Origin of the sequence: Leyella stercorea (assembly GCF_019052365.1) — a bacterium.
Classification (GTDB): domain Bacteria; phylum Bacteroidota; class Bacteroidia; order Bacteroidales; family Bacteroidaceae; genus Prevotella.
The window spans coordinates 1-17,352 of record NZ_JAHQUY010000021.1 but is presented as its reverse complement, the minus strand read 5'-3'; the positions used below and the strand labels follow the sequence as shown (position 1 = coordinate 17,352).

The window sequence follows — 17,352 nt, the reverse complement described above, 5'->3', positions numbered from 1 at the left end:
AAACAATAAGTTTAGGAAGAATGAAAAATAAGTTTGCAGCTTTTGCCATGCTGTTCATGGCGGTTTTTGCACTCGCATCGTGCCTTAATGACGACAACGAATACGTGTACACCGACGACAGCGCCATCACATCTTTCTCTGTGACGGGAGCAAAACGATACATCCATACCAAGACCAAGAAGGAAGGCAAGGACAGTGTATACACCGTCACTTCGTCGTACACAAGTTACAAGTTCTGCATCGACCAAAGCAACAACACCATCTACAATCCCGACTCGCTGCCCTGCGGCGTAGACGCCAAGAAGCTCGTCTGCACAGCTACCGGACTCAACTCGATGGCGGTGCTGATAAAGAGCCTGAAGGACGAGAGCTTGGAGTACATCAGCGGAACCGACTCGCTCGACTTCTCGCAGGAGCGCGAGCTGCAGGTGATGAGCAACTCGGGCAAGCAGCTGCGCAAGTACAAGGTGAAGGTGAACATACACAAGGAGCAGGCCGACTCTTTCTTCTGGAAACCGATGGCTAAGAACGCCGAGATAGAGCAGCTCACAGCCGTGAAGACCTGCGCCGTGAAGACCGCCGAGGGCGGCGTGCGCCTCTTCCTCTTCGGCACCGACGGCAGACAGACACGCGTATACGTGATGAACGACGCACAGACTTGGAGAGCGGCTACGCCCAACTTCAACGGAGTGCTTGCTGCCGACGCCTATGAGGGCGTGGTGACGAAAGACGACAAGGTATATCTGAGCCACGGCGGCAACATCATCTGCACCACAGACGGCAACAACTGGCACCAGACCGGCTCAGTTACCGGCGTGAAGAAGCTCGTGGCAGCAAGTCCGCTGCGTCTCTACGGCTACAACGCCGAGGGTCAGCTCGTGGCTTCTGCCGACAACGGCGCCACATGGACCGTGGCTACCATCGACAGCGACGCAGCATTCCTGCCCGTGACCAACCACTCGTATACATGCAACGCGCTCGTAACCAACAACGACAGCTACCGCGTGACGCTCTACGGCACAACAGCCGACGGCAAGATGGCTGTATGGGGCAAGGTGGACGAAGGCGCAGCGCACAGCGAGAACCAGCCTTGGACATACTACGAGGTGTCGGCTGACAACAAGCACGCTCTGCCGAAGCTCAAAAACATGAGCGTGGCTACATACGACGGCAAGACATACGCCTTAGGCACTCCCGACGGCTCAAGCGACATCGACGCCAAACTCTACAGCTCAAAGGACGGCGGACTCACATGGGCGAAGGACACTACGCTCAGCGTTCCGGCTGACCTCACGCTCGGCACCAATGCTCTGAACGCACCGAGAATGGCGCTCACCGTAGACAGCGACAACTTCATCTGGATCGTCAACGCAAAGAGCGGCTCGACATGGCGCGGAAGAATCAACCGCCTCGGATGGAAGAAAGAGCAGACCGATTTCATAGAATAAAAAAAAGAACAGACCAGGCTAACGGTTAGACAGTACCCGACCGGTCTCACAGAATAAAGAACCGACAGGTTGCACTCTAATGACAATGAAGAAAATCCTCACCCTTCTCTTGATGACTCTGACGTTTGCGACGGCTAAGGCGCAGACCGACGACGAATACCGCATGGAGATTGGTGCGGGCGTAGGTCTCGTGTCGTACGAGGGCGACTTCAACGGCAGCGTGCTGAGCAACATGCAGATGGGCGGCTCGGTCGTCCTGCGCCGCATATTCAACCCGTACATGGGCGTGAAGATGGCGGCGATGTACGGCAAGCTGACCGGTTCGTCAAAGGACGTGAAAACCTACTACCCCGACTTCGTTGGCAACCCCTACTCGTTCAGCAACACGCTCGTAGACGCCAGCGTGACGTACGAATACAACTTCTGGCCCTACGGCACCGGTCGCGACTACCGCGGAGCGAAGCGCTTCACGCCGTTCGTCTTCGGCGGACTGGGTGCCACGTTCGTAACGGGCGGCGGCAACAACGTGTTCACGGCTAACGTGCCGCTCGGCTTGGGCGTGAAGTACAAGATAGGACCGCGACTGAACCTCGGACTCGAATGGGCTGTACACTTCTCGCTCAGCGACAAACTCGACGGCGTGAAGGACCCGTACAACATAGAGAGCAGCGGACTCTTCAAGAACACCGACTGCTACTCGGCGTTCCAGCTCACGCTGACGTACAGCTTCATGGCGAAATGCCGCACCTGCCATAATGCGGATGAGTAGCCCCTCAAAAAAAACAGAATATGGAAAAACTCGATACAACCAACATACCCCAGCACATCGCCATCATCATGGACGGCAACGGACGCTGGGCAGCAGAGCGAGGCAAGCCGCGCAGCTTCGGCCATCAGGCAGGAGTAGACGCCGTGCGCCGCATCACATCAGAGTGTACGCGCCTCGGCGTGAAGTATCTCACGCTCTACACCTTCTCTACCGAGAACTGGAACCGCCCCGCTACCGAGGTGGCTGCGCTCATGGGTCTTGTGCTCACATCGCTTGAGGACGAGATATTCATGAAGAACAACGTGCGCTTCCAGGTCATCGGCGACATAGAGCGCCTGCCGAAGGAGGTGCAGCAGAAGCTGCAGGAGACCATGGACCACACAGCCCACAACTCGGCGATGACGATGGTTGTAGCGCTCAGCTACTCGTCGCGCTGGGAGATTGTGAAGGCTACACGAGAGATAGCAGCCGATCTCGCTACAGGCAAGATTCAGGACGCCGACATCAACGAGCAGCTCATCTCCGAACACATGACAACGAGCTTCATGCCCGACCCCGACCTGCTCATACGCACCGGCGGCGAGCAGCGCATAAGCAACTACCTGCTCTGGCAGATAGCCTACTCGGAGCTGTACTTCTGCGACACCTTCTGGCCCGACTTCGACGAAGAAGGTCTGCACCAAGCCATCGCCGACTACCAGCGACGCCAGCGACGCTTCGGAAAGACAGAGGCGCAAGTGGAGGCTGAGCAAAAATAAACCCCTCAATAATCAGAAAAAGAACAATCAAGAGAAAAACGATGAATATAATTAAGGTGTTGACAACAGCCTGCATCCTTGTAAGCAGCTTCGCAGCCCAAGCGCAGGACAAGATTACATACCCCGACATCTCGTATGCAGGAACCCCGCGCACTGTGACACTCGGCGGACTCGCCGTGTCGGGAGCGGAAGGCTACGAGGACTACATGCTCACTGGCATCTCCGGACTCTCTATCGGACAACAGATAGAACTGCCTGGCGAGGCTATCACCGACGCCGTGAAGCACTACTGGAAGTACGGACTCTTCTCAGAGGTATCTATCTCTGTCGACTCGCTCGTAAACGACAAGGCTTATCTGCACATCCATCTGCAGATGCGTCCGCGCGTGTCTACCATCAACTACGTCGGACTGAAGAAGTCGGAGCGTACGGACATGGAGGAGAAGCTCGGACTGCTCAAGGGCGCACAGATTACACCTAACATGATAGACCGCGCGAAGATTCTCGCAAAGAAATACTTCGACGAGAAGGGCTTCAAGAACGCCGACATACAGATCGTGCAACGCGACGACGTGGCTAACAAGAACCAGGTGATTCTCGACGTCATCATCGACAAAAAGCAGAAGATGAAGGTGCGCGACATCTTCATCGAGGGCAACAAGGCGCTCGCCACAAGCAAGATAAAGGGTAACATCATAAAGAAAGGTGTGTTCAAGGAGACTCACGAGGCGGGCAAGATGGCTACGCTCCTGAAGTTCAAGAAGAAATACACGCCCGAACGCTGGAAGAACGACAAGCAGAAGCTCATCGACAAGTACAACGAGCTGGGCTACCGCGACGCATACATCGTGAGCGACACGGTGTGGAACGTCGACGAAAAGCACGTGAGCATGCGCGTGAAGGTGGACGAAGGCAAGAAGTACTACGTGCGCAACATCACATGGGTGGGCAACACGATATACAGCTCCGACTATCTCGCTGCCGTGCTCGGCATGAAGAAGGGCGACGTCTACAACCAGAAGCTTATGAACAAGCGACTCACCGAAGACGAGGACGCTGTGGGCAACAACTACTGGAACAACGGCTACCTCTTCTACTCGCTCCACCCGACAGAGGTGAACATCGTGGGCGACTCTATCGACCTCGAGATGCGTATCTTCGAGGGTCCGCAGGCACACATCAACCACGTGCGCATCAACGGCAACGACCGTCTGTACGAGAACGTGGTGCGCCGCGAACTGCGTACAAAGCCTGGCGACCTCTTCTCTAAGGAGGCTCTGCAGCGTTCGGCACGCGAGATCGCATCAATGGGCCACTTCGACCCCGAGAAGGTGAACCCAGACCCGAAGCCCGACCCCGAGAACGGAACCGTAGACATCAACTGGAACCTCGAGCAGAAGTCGAACGACCAGATTGAGTTCTCGCTCGGATGGGGACAGACCGGCGTCATCGGACGCATCGGCTTGAAGCTCAACAACTTCTCTATGCGCAACCTCTTCGGAAAGAACAAGGAGCGCCGCGGATTCCTGCCCGTAGGCGACGGCGAGGTGCTCTCTATCGGAGCACAGACCAACGGTACATACTACCAGTCGTACAACATGTCGTACTCTACCAACTGGTTCGGAGGCAAACGACCGATACAGTTCTCGGTAGGCGCCTACTTCTCTAAGCAGACCGACGTGTCGAGCAACTACTATAATAGTGGTTACTTCAACAACTACTATAACTATATGTACGGCTACGGCAACTATAACGGCTACAACAACTACGAGAGCTTCTACGACCCCGACAAGTACGTGAAGCTGTTCGGATTCTCGCTCGGATGGGGCAAGCAGCTGCGCTGGCCAGACGACTTCTTCCAGTTGTCGCTCTCGCTGCAGTACACACGCTACATGCTGAAGAACTGGAGCTACTTCCTCATGACCAACGGCAACTCCAACAACCTCAACCTCAGCATACAGCTCTCGCGCAACTCTACCGACAACCAGCTCTTCCCGCGCCGCGGCTCTGAGTTCACAGCCTCGGTAACTATCACCCCGCCGTGGTCGGCATGGGACGGCAAGGACTACAAGAACCTCGCCAACAACCCGAAGTCGGCTACATACAACCGCGAACAGCAGGAGAAGTACCGCTGGGTAGAATACCACAAGTGGAAGTTCAAGGGCCGCATGTTCACCGCACTCACAAGCGGACAGAAATGCCTCGTGCTCATGACACGCGTAGAGTTCGGCTTGCTCGGCTCGTTCAACAAGTGGAAGAAGTCGCCGTTCGAGACCTACTACATGGGTGGTGACGGCATGACCGGCTACTCTACATCGTACGCCGAGGAGACCATCGGTCTGCGCGGATACGAGAACGGATCGCTCACACCGTACGGCCACGAAGGCTACGCATACGACCGCATGACGCTCGAGCTGCGCTACCCGTTCCTGCTCGGCAATACCACTATCTACGGCCTCGGATTCATCGAAGGCGGTAACGCTTGGACCGAAACTCGCAAGTTCAACCCGTTCGATATGAAGCGCTCTGCCGGCGTAGGTCTGCGCATCTTCCTCCCGATGGTGGGTATGATGGGTATCGACTGGGCTTACGGCTTCGACAAGGTATTCGGAACGAAGGGCGGATCGCAGTTCCACTTCATCCTCGGTCAGGAATTCTAACAGCCGCACCGACCGGCGCAACACACGCAACGGTCGGCGCGCAACGCTTAAAACAAAAGAATAAACAGAAACAAAATGAAGAAGTTCTTATTAGTATGCCTCATCACGCTCTCGGCAGCGCTGACGGCAAACGCACAGAAGTACGCGCTACTCGACATGGAGTACGTTCTGAAGAACATACCTGCATACGAGCGCGCCAACGAGCAACTCAACCAGGTGTCGAAGAAATGGCAGGCTGAGGTGGAGGCGCTCAACACCGAGGCGTCTACCATGTACAAGAACTATCAGAACGAGATGGTCTTCCTCTCGCAGGAGCAGAAGAAGGCACGCCAGGAGGCAATCATGAAGAAGGAGAAGGACGCCAGCGACCTCAAACGCAAGTATTTCGGACCGGAAGGCGAACTCTTCAAGAAGCGCGAAAGCCTCATGTCGCCTATCCAGGAGGAGATATACACCGCCGTTAAGGAGATAGCAGAGCTGCGCGGCTACTCGCTCGTGCTCGACCGCTCAAGCAACACCGGCGTAATCTACGGTTCGCCAAAGGCTGACATCAGCAACGAAGTGCTGCAGAAACTGGGCTACGCCAACTAAAGAAATAATTAATAACAAAAAAATAAAAAGCAAAAATGAAGAAATTGATTTTAATGCTTATGTTGTTCATGCCAATGGCAACATTCGCACAGAAGTTCGGTCACGTAAACGCACAGGAGATCATGGCTTCTATGCCTGAGTTCATCAAGGCTCGCGGCGAGGTAGAAGCACAGGCAAAGCAGTACGACAACGACCTCAAGGCTATGCAGGACGAAATGCAGCGCAAGTACGAGGACTACGAGAAGAACAAGTCTACAATGAACGAGACAAAGCGCAAAGAGACCGAGGATAGCCTCTCTCAGATGTACCAGAAGATCCAGCAGACAGCGCAGGACAACCAGCAGGCTCTCGGCAAGCTCCAGCAGGACAAGATCAGCCCTATCACAAACAAGCTCGTTGAGGCTATCAAGGCTGTAGGCAAGGCAGGCGGCTACGTTTACATCATGGACGTAACAAGCGGCATACCTTACATCAGCGAGACTCTCAGCAAGGACGTTACAGCAGAGGTTAAGGCTCAGCTCAACAAGACAACAAAGTAAGAAAGCACAGCTCTCTTACGCAAGCAGCGGCTGCCACGGCAGCCGCACACTCAACCATTACTATTCAATTGACAACAATATAAAGCAGCAAAAGACATGAAGAAATTGTTCCTTCTCATCGTGCTCGGCGTACTCTCGCTCACGGCGAACGCACAGACACGCTTCGGCTATTTCAGTTTCGACAACGTTCTCAAATCAATGCCCGACTATGTCATGGCACAGCGCAGCATCGACAATCTGAGACAGAAGTACGACGCAGAGATGAAGCGCGCTGAAGACGAGTTCAACAGCAAATACGAAGAGTTTCTCGACGTACAGAAAGACCTCGTGCCTGCCATCCTGCGCAAGCGCCAGGCTGAACTCCAGGAGATGATGCAGAAGAACATCAACTTCAAGAACGAGTCGCAGCGCCTTCTGAAGCAGGCAGAGACAGACGCCTTCGCGCCGGTGAAGAACAAGCTCTACAATGCCCTCACAAAGGTAGGTCAGGCTCAGGGCTACGCCTTCATCCTCAACACCGACGGCGACGCCTGCCCGTACGTCAACCCCGAAATGGGCGAAGACGCTACAGAGCTTATCAAAGAGGCGCTGAACTAAAGGCAGAAAGCTGCTACATATTAGGAAAAAAGAAAATTGATAATTGAAATTGCTGACCGCCGTAAATACACGGCTGCCACAGGTTTCAATTATCAATTTTCGCTTTATATAAAATAGAAAATCATGCCATTTCCCTCTAATCCCGGTCCAATCGGTGTTTTCGACTCTGGTTACGGCGGACTCACCATCCTTCACGGCATCCGCCAACTTCTCCCACAGTACGACTATATGTACCTCGGCGACAACGCACGCGCCCCATACGGCTCGCGCTCCTTCGAAGTGGTCTACCAGTTCACGCGTCAAGCGGTTCTGAAACTCTTCAGCATGGGTTGCCACCTCGTCATCCTTGGCTGCAACACAGCCTCAGCAAAAGCGCTGCGCAGCATTCAGCAGCGCGATCTGCCCGTGCTCGACCCCGACCGTCGCGTGCTTGGCGTCATCCGCCCAACGGCAGAGGAGGTTGGCAAACTAACAAAGACACGTCATGTGGGCATACTCGCCACAGAAGGCACAATCAAGAGCGATTCGTACAAGATAGAGATTCAGAAACTCTTCCCCGATATTGAGGTTTCGGGCGTTGCCTGCCCGCTCTGGGCAGCGATAGTAGAAGCCGGCGAAGCAGACTCGCCCGGCGCCGACTACTTCGTGAAGAAGCGCATCGACCAACTGATGCGCAAGGATCCGCTCGTCGACACCATCATCCTCGGTTGCACCCACTATCCGCTGCTCATGAGTTCGGTTGTGAAGAACGTTCCAGACGGAGTGCGCATAATGGCGCAGGGCACCTACGTAGCCAACTCGCTTGCCGACTACCTCAACCGTCATCCCGAGATGGAGCAAAAGCTCACAAAAGGCGGCACATGCCGCTATTTCACCACAGAAAGCGAAGAACGCTTCCGCGAAACAGCACGCATCTTCCTACACGAAGACGTCAATGTCAATCATGTGAATATTGACAGCGAGAAGATGTAAGGGTTCTATTGGTGTTGATGGTGAGTACTTACTTGACTATCTTATGCTGTGGGGGTGAGTAGCTACGAATTAACAGAGTATTGGTAAAAAACAAAAGAAATATGACAACAGAAGAATATATTGCTTCAGTACAAAAATCTCAAGAAGAAGCACATGATGAAACAACGTGGGGCAAACCTGCACGTGATATTATAACAGGTATAGGCAACAATGGCGGTATCCGTCCTGTCCGTGCCATTTGGGAGTTGGTGCAGAATGCACGTGATGTTGTGTGTGATGGAAAAAGGGCTAAGATTGTTTTTACTCGCAATGATAATTCTTTAGATTTTATTCACGATGGCATACCATTTACCCATAAGACTATAGAGGCATTAATTATGCAAACAAGTTCCAAGGTTAGCAGCAACAATGTGCAGGTAGGTCAGTATGGAACAGGATTCTTGACAACTCATCTGTTTGGCTTGAAATTCAAGCTGACTGCACCACTTCTTACTTCTGAACAATTTCCTCGGTACTACAAAATATCTGATTTCGAAATTGACAGATCTGCTACAGACAAGGAAGTTATGCGAGAAAAACTGAAAGCTCAATGGAATGAAACTCAGAACTGGGGGAAGGACTTCTCACAAACTACAGAGAAGCCATTTGAATATACTCAGTTCAGTTACCAGCATGAAGGCAAACAAGCACAATTGAATGCTGAGAGCGCATTCAAGGATGCGCCAGACATGGTGCCTTTCGTTTTAAGTATAAATTCTAATGTTGAGAGTATCTGCTTCGATGATAAGTTGACAGGTGAAAAAGTCACTTATGTGCGAGAACGTCAAAAAATGGACTTTGTCGAAAATTTGACCGATGGCAAGATTTGCAAGACAAAGGTTCATCGTACAAAAAACACTAACGCTGGTGAAAATGATAAAGACTATTACATATATTGCATAATCAGTAACGAAGAAACCGATAATGAGCCCAAACGCAGTAAAGTGGTCGTAACTTTACCAATCACAGAAGATGGAGATGGCGCATTACGTGTGATACGTTTCGACAAGACATTGCCACAAGTGTATATTTATCTACCTCTGTTAGGTACTGAAGAATGGGGATTCAATTACTTGCTTCATTCTTCTCTGTTTACATGCGATAAGGATAGCCGCGATAGCTTACGATTAGTGGGCAATGGACAGAATAACGATGACCAGGCTGCAGCTAATAGAAGCATCATAGACCTTGCGAACAAACTTATCTGTCAGTTCATTGACAAGAAAGTAACAATCTTACGTGATGCTAAATATTTGTGCAGAGCATCATTTAAGACACGACAAGCAGATAATAAGTTGAGTGAATACTACAGTACTTTGCAAGCATTTTGGCGAAACAAATTCGAGAATCTATGCATTGTAGATGGCACAGATTCTGCCAAGCATTTTGTCAGTGAAACGAAAGTGTTGGATGAGACATTAGCCAAGGATTGTGAAGAAGACTCAGAACTTCTTGATGCTATTTATGGATTGTTTGCAAAACTGAACACTTGGATTGTTCCAAAGAAGGAGGATATGGTATATTGGAGCAACACGATCAATCGTTGGTATCAAGATGAAGAAGAAAAGAACGGTCACCAGTTCACGATAACATCACTAGCTGCTGTTATCTCAAAGCTAACGATAGCGGCCAATGACCTTTCTTGGCTCCACAAGATTGATAAGTACATTTTTGATTATCAGGATGGCTTACTCGACACCTACACTTTAATACCGAATGAAGTGCTAAAACTCCAGAAAAAAGCACATCTGCTGAAACCCGCAGATTTCGATAATGTGGTGAAGGAAGCTCTATCTTTGATGGACACAGATACTGTAGATAATTTTGCACATTCGGACTTCTTTGATGTTGTAAATGATACTGTATTTGATTATGCAAAAGCCAAGGAGAGTATTACAAACTACATAAACAATCATAACACAGAGCAGAATGGAGTACGAGGTTCTATTATGACCTACAAGCAACATGACCTACAATACCCTCAATCAGCACAGCTTTTCAATGCAAGCAATTATGAGACTAAGAAGCTTAGTGATGATGCGGTTGCTGTCATACTCAATCTCTATAAGTCTTTGTTGCCAGAGGATAGCGAGGCTATTTCTGCTAAGTTGCTACCGGTAATAGCAGAATTCTATGAAATAAGCTTACAAAAGAATGTTGTACGATTAAATAAGAAGTATGACCTAGATGTCCGCCAGTTCTATACAACTTTGATATATGATTCGCTCTTCAAATTCACATTGATGAGTGACAAGATTACAAAGGCTACATGGGTAAAACAGATGGTTGAACTTGTGTACAGTTATTCTGATACTAAGAGTTACCTGTCGTACTATCAAGTGTATCCAGATCAGCAAGGCAATTACAAATATGCAGAATGGTTGAAGAAAAAATCACCAGCTCTTCCTGTACGTGCTTTGGAAATATACGACACTATTATCAATAAAGTAACTGATATAAACAGATCTTCAAGCATCAAGAAAGACATCGTTGATGAGGATTATTCCAAGTGGTTTGTTGGTACAAATGTACTTGAGGGACACGTCCAATGTCAAGAAATTGAGAAGGAAGTGCAGAATAAAGGCTATTCTATTACAACGTACGAGCACCAGAAACTGATTGTAGAGATTATAGAGAAACTTACGAATGGCGGAATAGAAAGTGAGCAGTGGCATGCATTATTTAGTGACATAGACAATAAAAAAGGGCAGATAATGTTTTCCATCATCCAAAGCCAGACAAAGAAAGACAGCATCTTCACATTGATGAAAGTGGAGGATGATTCCAAACTGAAGGCAATAGCAAATCTTGTGAACGATCCGGATTTTGACCATATTCTAAGGATTAGCAAAGAAATTATTGATCAAGAAGCAAGAGAAGCTAACGATTTCTATTTCAAGAAGGAACTTGGTAACTACGTAGAGGACATTTTACTGAAGGAACTCAACGAAGAACTGGGTGAAAATGTTTTGGAAATTCCAGAACCTGTAACTAACGAGCAAGGTGGTCAGGATTTGATATTACGTCTCAATGGAAATGACTTCTATTACTTTGAAATCAAATCAAGATGGACAAGTAATCGTTCTGTACTGATGAGTACAATGCAGCATAGACGTTCTTATGAGAATAGTGATAACTACGCTTTGCTGGCAACAGATATGGTTGGTTATGATATGGATCGGGTGAGAAGACATGAATATCCAAGTTTTGATGAAATAAAGCCTAGAATTGCAGTTTTAGATAATATCGGCAAACTTAACGAGCGGTTGAAGGATGCGACCCTGAATAATGATGACAAGGTACATATAGCTGGTGGTTATCAAGTTCTCATTTCGCAAGATGTGATTCTGCATGAAGGCAAAACTTTTGAATCGTTCATAGACTCTCTGAAGGACAGAATCAAGCAAGAACTGCAACGTCAAAAATCTGCATCTTAAAACATCAATGTGTAAATGCGCTTGAACGTGCTAATTATAGTGATTTGATAAATGGCATCACTGAAATGACAGAGTATTTGGAAAGATTTTCTCGCAGTATATTGCTTGGGGAAGTACATGACCTTAGGAATTGGATTATGCACATTGATTGGAATTATTGCTGTCGGAGAGTGTAAAATAAACTGTGTCAGGCTATAATAATAATAGTTTAACACAGTTTTTATGATATGGACAATTTGGAAATAGACTACAAGAAAGCAGCCCAGCAGCTGCGTAGCGGTGAAGCACTCTTTTGTAAAGACGGAGCTTTGGCTCCTATGCTATAACGTATCCTAAAAGCAGCCTTAGAAGGTGAGATGGATGCCCACCTTAATAGTGCTGACCGCAGTTCTGGCAATCGTCGTAACGGCAAGATGAGCAAGACCGTACAGACAAAGTATGGAGAGGTGACAGTAGAAACGCCTCGTGACCGTGACGGCTCCTTCAAACCGGAAACGGTCAAGAAGCGTGAGACCATTCTTGCTGAAGGTATGGCAGATCAAATCATCAACATGTATGCCCTTGGTACAAGCACTCGTGATATAAGCAAGTACTTTGAGCGTGAGTTTAACACAACCCTTTCAGCCGAAACCATCAGCTCTATAACCGACCGAGTTCTTCCCGAAATAACAGCCTGGAAGTCACGTATGCTTGACCCCGTCTATGCCATTTGCTGGCTTGATGCCATTCACTACAAGGTAAAGGACGATAAGGGTCGTGCAGTCACTCGTGCAATATACAACGTATTAGGTATAAACAAGTCTGGTCACAAGGATCTTCTTGGTATGTATATATCTGAGAGTGAGGGTGCTAACTTCTGGCTTGATGTTATGACCGACCTTCAAAACCGTGGTGTACGTGATATTCTGATTTGTTGCGTAGACGGTCTTAAGGGATTCCCTGACGCCATCCAAAGTGTATTCCCTGAAACCTCCGTTCAGCTATGTGTAGTCCACCAAATCCGTAACTCAATCAAGTATGTAGGAAGCAAGCATCAGAAAGAGTTTCTGAAGGATCTCAAGACCGTATATGGTGCTGTAAGCAAGGATTCTGCATTAGCACAGCTTGACATGGTTGATGAAAAATGGGGTGAGATGTACCCAATAGTAATCAAATCCTGGCGCGACAACAGGGAGCGTCTTACGGAATATTTCCAGTATACCCCTGCCATCCGCAAGCTTATCTACACAACCAATACGGTTGAGGGTTATCACCGTCAGGTGCGCAAGGTAACGAAGAACAAGGGTGTGTTCCCGTCAGACACCGCACTTGAAAAACTTGTGTATCTTGCCTATCGAGACATTAGTGGGAAATGGACTATGCCCCTGTCTAATTGGGCACTGATATCACAACAACTTGCTATAAAATTTGGAGATAGATTCAAGATTATGTAATTTTGCCTGTGAAAGGCTCCTCTTATTTGTATGCAGATATGAAATCTGCACACAAATAAGAGGGAAATAATAAAAAACTGAACTGTGTCACGGCTCTGTTTTTTATTCTTTGCCTCTTATCTCTCTCTTTTTGTTTTTATGCGTAATGTGTCATGGTAAGTACATGTTTTTAGACAACAATTCTGTAATTGCCATTTTCAACTATTTTGTACCTAAAAGTATATAGTTGCCTAACAAAATGATGGAAGAGACGAGAAATAAGTGGACGCTGTCAAAAGAGAAAATAGAATGGGATGCAGTTGAAACTATACCCATTCTCTTATATACAGATAACTTTACCTTATTGCCTGTATATAAAAGAGGTATAAAGTCAAATGCCTTGTATTTGAGAAAATAACACTCTTTTGGGCAACTTTATGTGGATATAATCTTTATTCCCGGTTAAAAGCAGTAACTTTGCGACAAACACAACAAATAATTGAAGCATGGCGGATTTAAATCGTGTCAAGACCGTATTGGCAGAAAGAGGTATTATGAGTAAATGGTTAGCAAAGACATTGCATAAGGACCCTGCCACAGTATCGAAGTGATGCAACAACCACGCACAACTCGACTTGAAGACATTGGCACAAATAGCCGATGTTCTCAATGTGGATATACACGAGTTGATTTGCCATACAAAAGTGGAATGAACAGAATATGAGATATACTATCGAAGAGATACGTCAGATGCCCGAAGGGCAGACTTTCGACTGCAAGAGCATTCATATAGAACCGAAGGCTCTCGCCAACACTATTGTCGCTATGGCAAATGCCGATGGCGGCATGATAGCCGTAGGTATATCCGACAAGACTCGCCGTATCGAGGGTGTCAACCAAGACAAGGCTCATTTGAACGAGATACTTCGCACTCCGTTTGATTTCTGTGTACCCACCATTTCTGTTACGACAGAGTTCATGCCTTGCCAAGACAGCGAGGGCAATGACAACCACATACTGATAATCCATGTCCCGGCCAGTCCTCGCCTCCATGCCAACCAAGCCGATGAGGTGTTTTGGCGGGTGGGCGACAAGTCGCGTAAGCTACCCTTTGAGGAACGTCTGCAACTGATGTATGACAAGGGTGAACGATACTATGAGGACAGCCCTGCCTACGATGCCACTATCGAGGATATCGACATAGATGCCGTAAAAGCATATATGAAGCGCATTGGTTATGGCAAGTCTCCAATGGAATACCTGCAAGAGAACAAAGGATTCCTGACTTACAAGGGCGATGTACCACAAGTCAGCACTGCCTGCATCTTGCTCTTCGGTAAGAATCCCCAGAACTTTTTCCCTCGTGCCCGTGTCCGTTTTATCAAGTACTATGGTACGGAAGAGAAAGTCGGCAGGGAAATGAACGTCATCAAGGATGTCACCTTCGAGGGGCGCATCCTCGACCAGATACAGAAAACCATCGACTACCTCGAAACGCAAGTGAAGGAACATTCCTATCTCGGTGAGGACGGACTCTTCAAGACCGACAGGGAATATCCTAAGTTCGTGATACAAGAGATGACGGTAAACTCGGTTTGCCACCGCGATTATAGCATCAAAGGAACGGAGATACAGATAAAGATGTTTGATGACCGACTTGTGTTCGAGACCCCCGGTAAGCTGCCAGGTATCGTCCGCACCGACAATATCCGCCACACCCATTTTTCCCGTAATCCCAAGATCGCCGAGTACCTGAAAGCCTACGACTATGTAAAGGAGTTCGGTGAAGGAGTTGACCGTATGTGTCGTGAGCTTTCTGCCATTGGCACGAAGGAACCACAATATCATTTGGTCGCTTTCATCATGAGAGCTTCTGTGTGGGCTAACGTATTGGAGGAAGGGCAAGAAAAGACTATATCCGACCAGAAGCGACCAGTAAGCGACCAGATAAGCGACCAGATAAAAATGATTTTAGAACTAATCAAGGAAAAGCCACAAATAAGTAGAAGCGAAATTTCACACAAAATGGGACTTCATGAAAGTAGTGTGAAGCGTCGTCTGAAGATGATGGTTGATAAAGGTATTATTCAACGCATAGGTTCCGACAAAGGTGGTCATTGGCAAATCAGCAATAACTAAATTAAAAAAATGAATTCACAATTAAACAAATCAGATTATACAAAGCACTCCAATTCAAATTGGATAGAAAAACGCAAAAATGATATAGGGCTTACTGATTCTTTTTTGATGGATTCATCAAATAATGAGATCGGAGAGATTATGTCATCATTCGATACTCATGGATTTGCAGTAATAAAAGGAGATAAGGGTTATGGATTGATAGACAAACAATTGAAAGTGATCCTTGATTGCTCGTACATTTTTAAATATAACAGATATGGTCCTGACTTTGCATACCATTATTTAGTTGTACAGAAAAATGGGTGTTATGGTCTGGTAAATGAAATTGGGAAAATTGTTGTACCGTGCCAATATCCAGGCTTTGCATCTTTTAGTAATGCCGATAATAATAATTTATTAGACAGGGGATTTTTATGTATTACAGACGGTAATAAGTATGGTTTGATTGAAATAGCCAATTCAAATCAATATCTACTTAATTGTGTTTACGATAGGATAGTATTGCATACAAACAAACAATATATCTGGCAGAATTTCTTGTACGCAGCCGATAATAGGTATATTGTTGGTTATTCTGCAAAATCATGTACTGTGTTTGATGTTCTATCACATCAGTTTTTTACCATCAATGAGCAGGTATATAACATTGAAGTTATTTTCAATAATCATGTTGTTGCTATTTCAAAGTTTTCTAAAACAGATGATACTTTGAAATATAATATTCTTTCAATAGAAAATGGTATTACAATGAACGAAAAAGAATATGACGGACTAGCAACTTTAGATGGGAAATATATACAAGTACGTCAGGGTGAGAACTGGGGTATTTTTGATTTGTCAGAAAATAAAGAGATTATTCCATGCCAATATTTTCACGGAGAGAAACAGAGTGGGTATTCTGTTCACTTTTGTCCAGATTTCATGATAAAACCCAATGAGGAATTGATATTGGTTTTAAATGATGGCTTGTGGGGTTATATTAACAAAAGCAACAACTTAGTTATTGACTGTATTTATGAGAAAGCAAGACCTTTTTCTGATGGTATGGCGGCTGTTTATCAACATTTTTATTGGAGATTTATAAACTCAGATGGTGAATTTGTAGGAGGGAAATATATAGAAGTATTGGATTTTAAGGAAGGAATGGCTGGTGTAAAAGAATTCGATAAATGGGGATATATTAACAAGTACGGAATTCAGATTATCCCTTCCCGTTTTTCTGAAGCAAAATCTTTTGCAGAGGGATTGGCACCGGTGGCTTTTAAAAATAAGTGGGGATACATAAATGAAATGAATGAAACAGTCATACCTTTCCGATATCAGTGGGCATATCCATTTAATGATGGAATTGCAAGTGTTAATGATTATGGTGGTAATGGACATATTGATAAAAATGGAAAATGGATTGATTATGAAGAATATAAACAAGATAATAATACCTATCATAACTATGAAGCAGAACGTTGGGATGCACTAACAGATGGAATGGAAGGCGATTACCCTGGTTCTGGTGTTGACTACGATTTATTAGGATTTTAATAACGGAAACAAATGATTGCAAAAGGATATACAAATATTAGGGCGATGATAGAAACCCAATATGGGATTTTATCACATATGATAACGGATATAGCTTACAGATACCAGACGCAATTAAAACAAACAGAAAAGATTACAGACATAATACGTTTGTCTTTGAGGGAATATATATATGTTGTATTATGCAATAAAGAGCATAAATTACATATTAAATTTGGATATGATTATTACCTCAATGTTTCTTGCTCATTAAATTGTGAAACCTTAAAGAATATAGTTTGCCGAGAAGGTTTATATTTAGATCCAAGATAGTGATGAGAACATGAACCATATCTAATCATTATTAGTAAGCGTATCTGCGATGCTAGTATATACACGTTTAATGTTCACCTGAGTGCCGTCGGGAAAAGTGAAACAAACTCCGTGTAACATATCTTATGTATCCTTGT

General features: G+C 46.6%; 12 protein-coding genes and 1 pseudogene. All 13 read left to right on the top strand.

Annotated elements, in window-relative coordinates; genetic code table 11:
- Positions 1-20 precede the first annotated feature (20 nt).
- The 13 genes and pseudogenes from KTQ90_RS05575 to KTQ90_RS13705 all read left to right on the top strand — a co-directional run bounded on the left by KTQ90_RS05575 (position 21) and on the right by KTQ90_RS13705 (position 17,215).
- Positions 21-1,448 carry a DUF6242 domain-containing protein gene (locus tag KTQ90_RS05575; protein WP_217317528.1) on the top strand — a complete coding sequence of 476 codons (1,428 nt, stop codon included), beginning with the start codon at positions 21-23 and terminating at the stop codon, positions 1,446-1,448.
- Positions 1,449-1,533: 85 nt separating this feature from the next.
- Positions 1,534-2,217: a type IX secretion system protein PorG gene (porG, locus tag KTQ90_RS05570; protein WP_217317527.1), complete on the top strand. Its 684-nt coding sequence runs from the start codon at positions 1,534-1,536 to the stop codon at positions 2,215-2,217.
- A 20-nt stretch (positions 2,218-2,237) separates the two neighbouring features.
- A complete protein-coding gene (locus KTQ90_RS05565) occupies positions 2,238-2,975 on the top strand; it encodes an isoprenyl transferase (protein WP_217317526.1) in 738 nt (245 codons plus the stop codon).
- A gap of 41 nt (positions 2,976-3,016) precedes the next feature.
- Complete coding sequence (locus tag KTQ90_RS05560; protein ID WP_217317525.1) at positions 3,017-5,635, top strand: BamA/OMP85 family outer membrane protein; 2,619 nt, start codon at positions 3,017-3,019, stop codon at positions 5,633-5,635.
- Positions 5,636-5,710: 75 nt separating this feature from the next.
- Positions 5,711-6,226, top strand: coding sequence for an OmpH/Skp family outer membrane protein (locus tag KTQ90_RS05555; protein ID WP_022157728.1), 516 nt, complete (start codon positions 5,711-5,713; stop codon positions 6,224-6,226).
- A gap of 35 nt (positions 6,227-6,261) precedes the next feature.
- A complete protein-coding gene (locus tag KTQ90_RS05550) occupies positions 6,262-6,765 on the top strand; it encodes an OmpH/Skp family outer membrane protein (protein ID WP_022157727.1) in 504 nt (167 codons plus the stop codon).
- Positions 6,766-6,861: 96 nt separating this feature from the next.
- Positions 6,862-7,362: an OmpH/Skp family outer membrane protein gene (locus KTQ90_RS05545; RefSeq protein WP_217317524.1), complete on the top strand. Its 501-nt coding sequence runs from the start codon at positions 6,862-6,864 to the stop codon at positions 7,360-7,362.
- A 123-nt stretch (positions 7,363-7,485) separates the two neighbouring features.
- Positions 7,486-8,334, top strand: a complete 849-nt coding sequence (gene murI, locus KTQ90_RS05540; protein ID WP_022157725.1) for a glutamate racemase — start codon at positions 7,486-7,488, stop codon at positions 8,332-8,334.
- Positions 8,335-8,435: 101 nt separating this feature from the next.
- Positions 8,436-11,810: a sacsin N-terminal ATP-binding-like domain-containing protein gene (locus KTQ90_RS05535; protein WP_217317523.1), complete on the top strand. Its 3,375-nt coding sequence runs from the start codon at positions 8,436-8,438 to the stop codon at positions 11,808-11,810.
- 227 nt (positions 11,811-12,037) lie between these two features.
- A pseudogene (locus tag KTQ90_RS05530) lies at positions 12,038-13,243 on the top strand (IS256 family transposase).
- Between the two features lie 699 nt (positions 13,244-13,942).
- Positions 13,943-15,361 (top strand): RNA-binding domain-containing protein, encoded by a 1,419-nt coding sequence (locus KTQ90_RS05525; RefSeq protein ID WP_217317522.1) that lies wholly within the window; start codon positions 13,943-13,945, stop codon positions 15,359-15,361.
- A 9-nt stretch (positions 15,362-15,370) separates the two neighbouring features.
- Positions 15,371-16,903 (top strand): WG repeat-containing protein, encoded by a 1,533-nt coding sequence (locus KTQ90_RS05520; RefSeq protein WP_217317521.1) that lies wholly within the window; start codon positions 15,371-15,373, stop codon positions 16,901-16,903.
- A gap of 12 nt (positions 16,904-16,915) precedes the next feature.
- A complete protein-coding gene (locus KTQ90_RS13705) occupies positions 16,916-17,215 on the top strand; it encodes a hypothetical protein (protein ID WP_254359520.1) in 300 nt (99 codons plus the stop codon).
- The last annotated feature ends 137 nt before the right edge of the window (positions 17,216-17,352 follow it).

Bases quoted from the DNA above. Each gene is read 5' to 3' on its own strand.
- KTQ90_RS05525 (WP_217317522.1), top strand. From the start codon at position 13,943: ATGAGATATACTATCGAAGAGATACGTCAGATGCCCGAAGGGCAGACT.
- murI (WP_022157725.1), top strand. From the start codon at position 7,486: ATGCCATTTCCCTCTAATCCCGGTCCAATCGGTGTTTTCGACTCTGGT.
- KTQ90_RS05535 (WP_217317523.1), top strand. From the start codon at position 8,436: ATGACAACAGAAGAATATATTGCTTCAGTACAAAAATCTCAAGAAGAA.
- KTQ90_RS05560 (WP_217317525.1), top strand. From the start codon at position 3,017: ATGAATATAATTAAGGTGTTGACAACAGCCTGCATCCTTGTAAGCAGC.
- KTQ90_RS05575 (WP_217317528.1), top strand. From the start codon at position 21: ATGAAAAATAAGTTTGCAGCTTTTGCCATGCTGTTCATGGCGGTTTTT.
- KTQ90_RS05550 (WP_022157727.1), top strand. From the start codon at position 6,262: ATGAAGAAATTGATTTTAATGCTTATGTTGTTCATGCCAATGGCAACA.
- KTQ90_RS05555 (WP_022157728.1), top strand. From the start codon at position 5,711: ATGAAGAAGTTCTTATTAGTATGCCTCATCACGCTCTCGGCAGCGCTG.
- KTQ90_RS05565 (WP_217317526.1), top strand. From the start codon at position 2,238: ATGGAAAAACTCGATACAACCAACATACCCCAGCACATCGCCATCATC.
- KTQ90_RS05520 (WP_217317521.1), top strand. From the start codon at position 15,371: ATGAATTCACAATTAAACAAATCAGATTATACAAAGCACTCCAATTCA.
- porG (WP_217317527.1), top strand. From the start codon at position 1,534: ATGAAGAAAATCCTCACCCTTCTCTTGATGACTCTGACGTTTGCGACG.
- KTQ90_RS13705 (WP_254359520.1), top strand. From the start codon at position 16,916: ATGATTGCAAAAGGATATACAAATATTAGGGCGATGATAGAAACCCAA.
- KTQ90_RS05545 (WP_217317524.1), top strand. From the start codon at position 6,862: ATGAAGAAATTGTTCCTTCTCATCGTGCTCGGCGTACTCTCGCTCACG.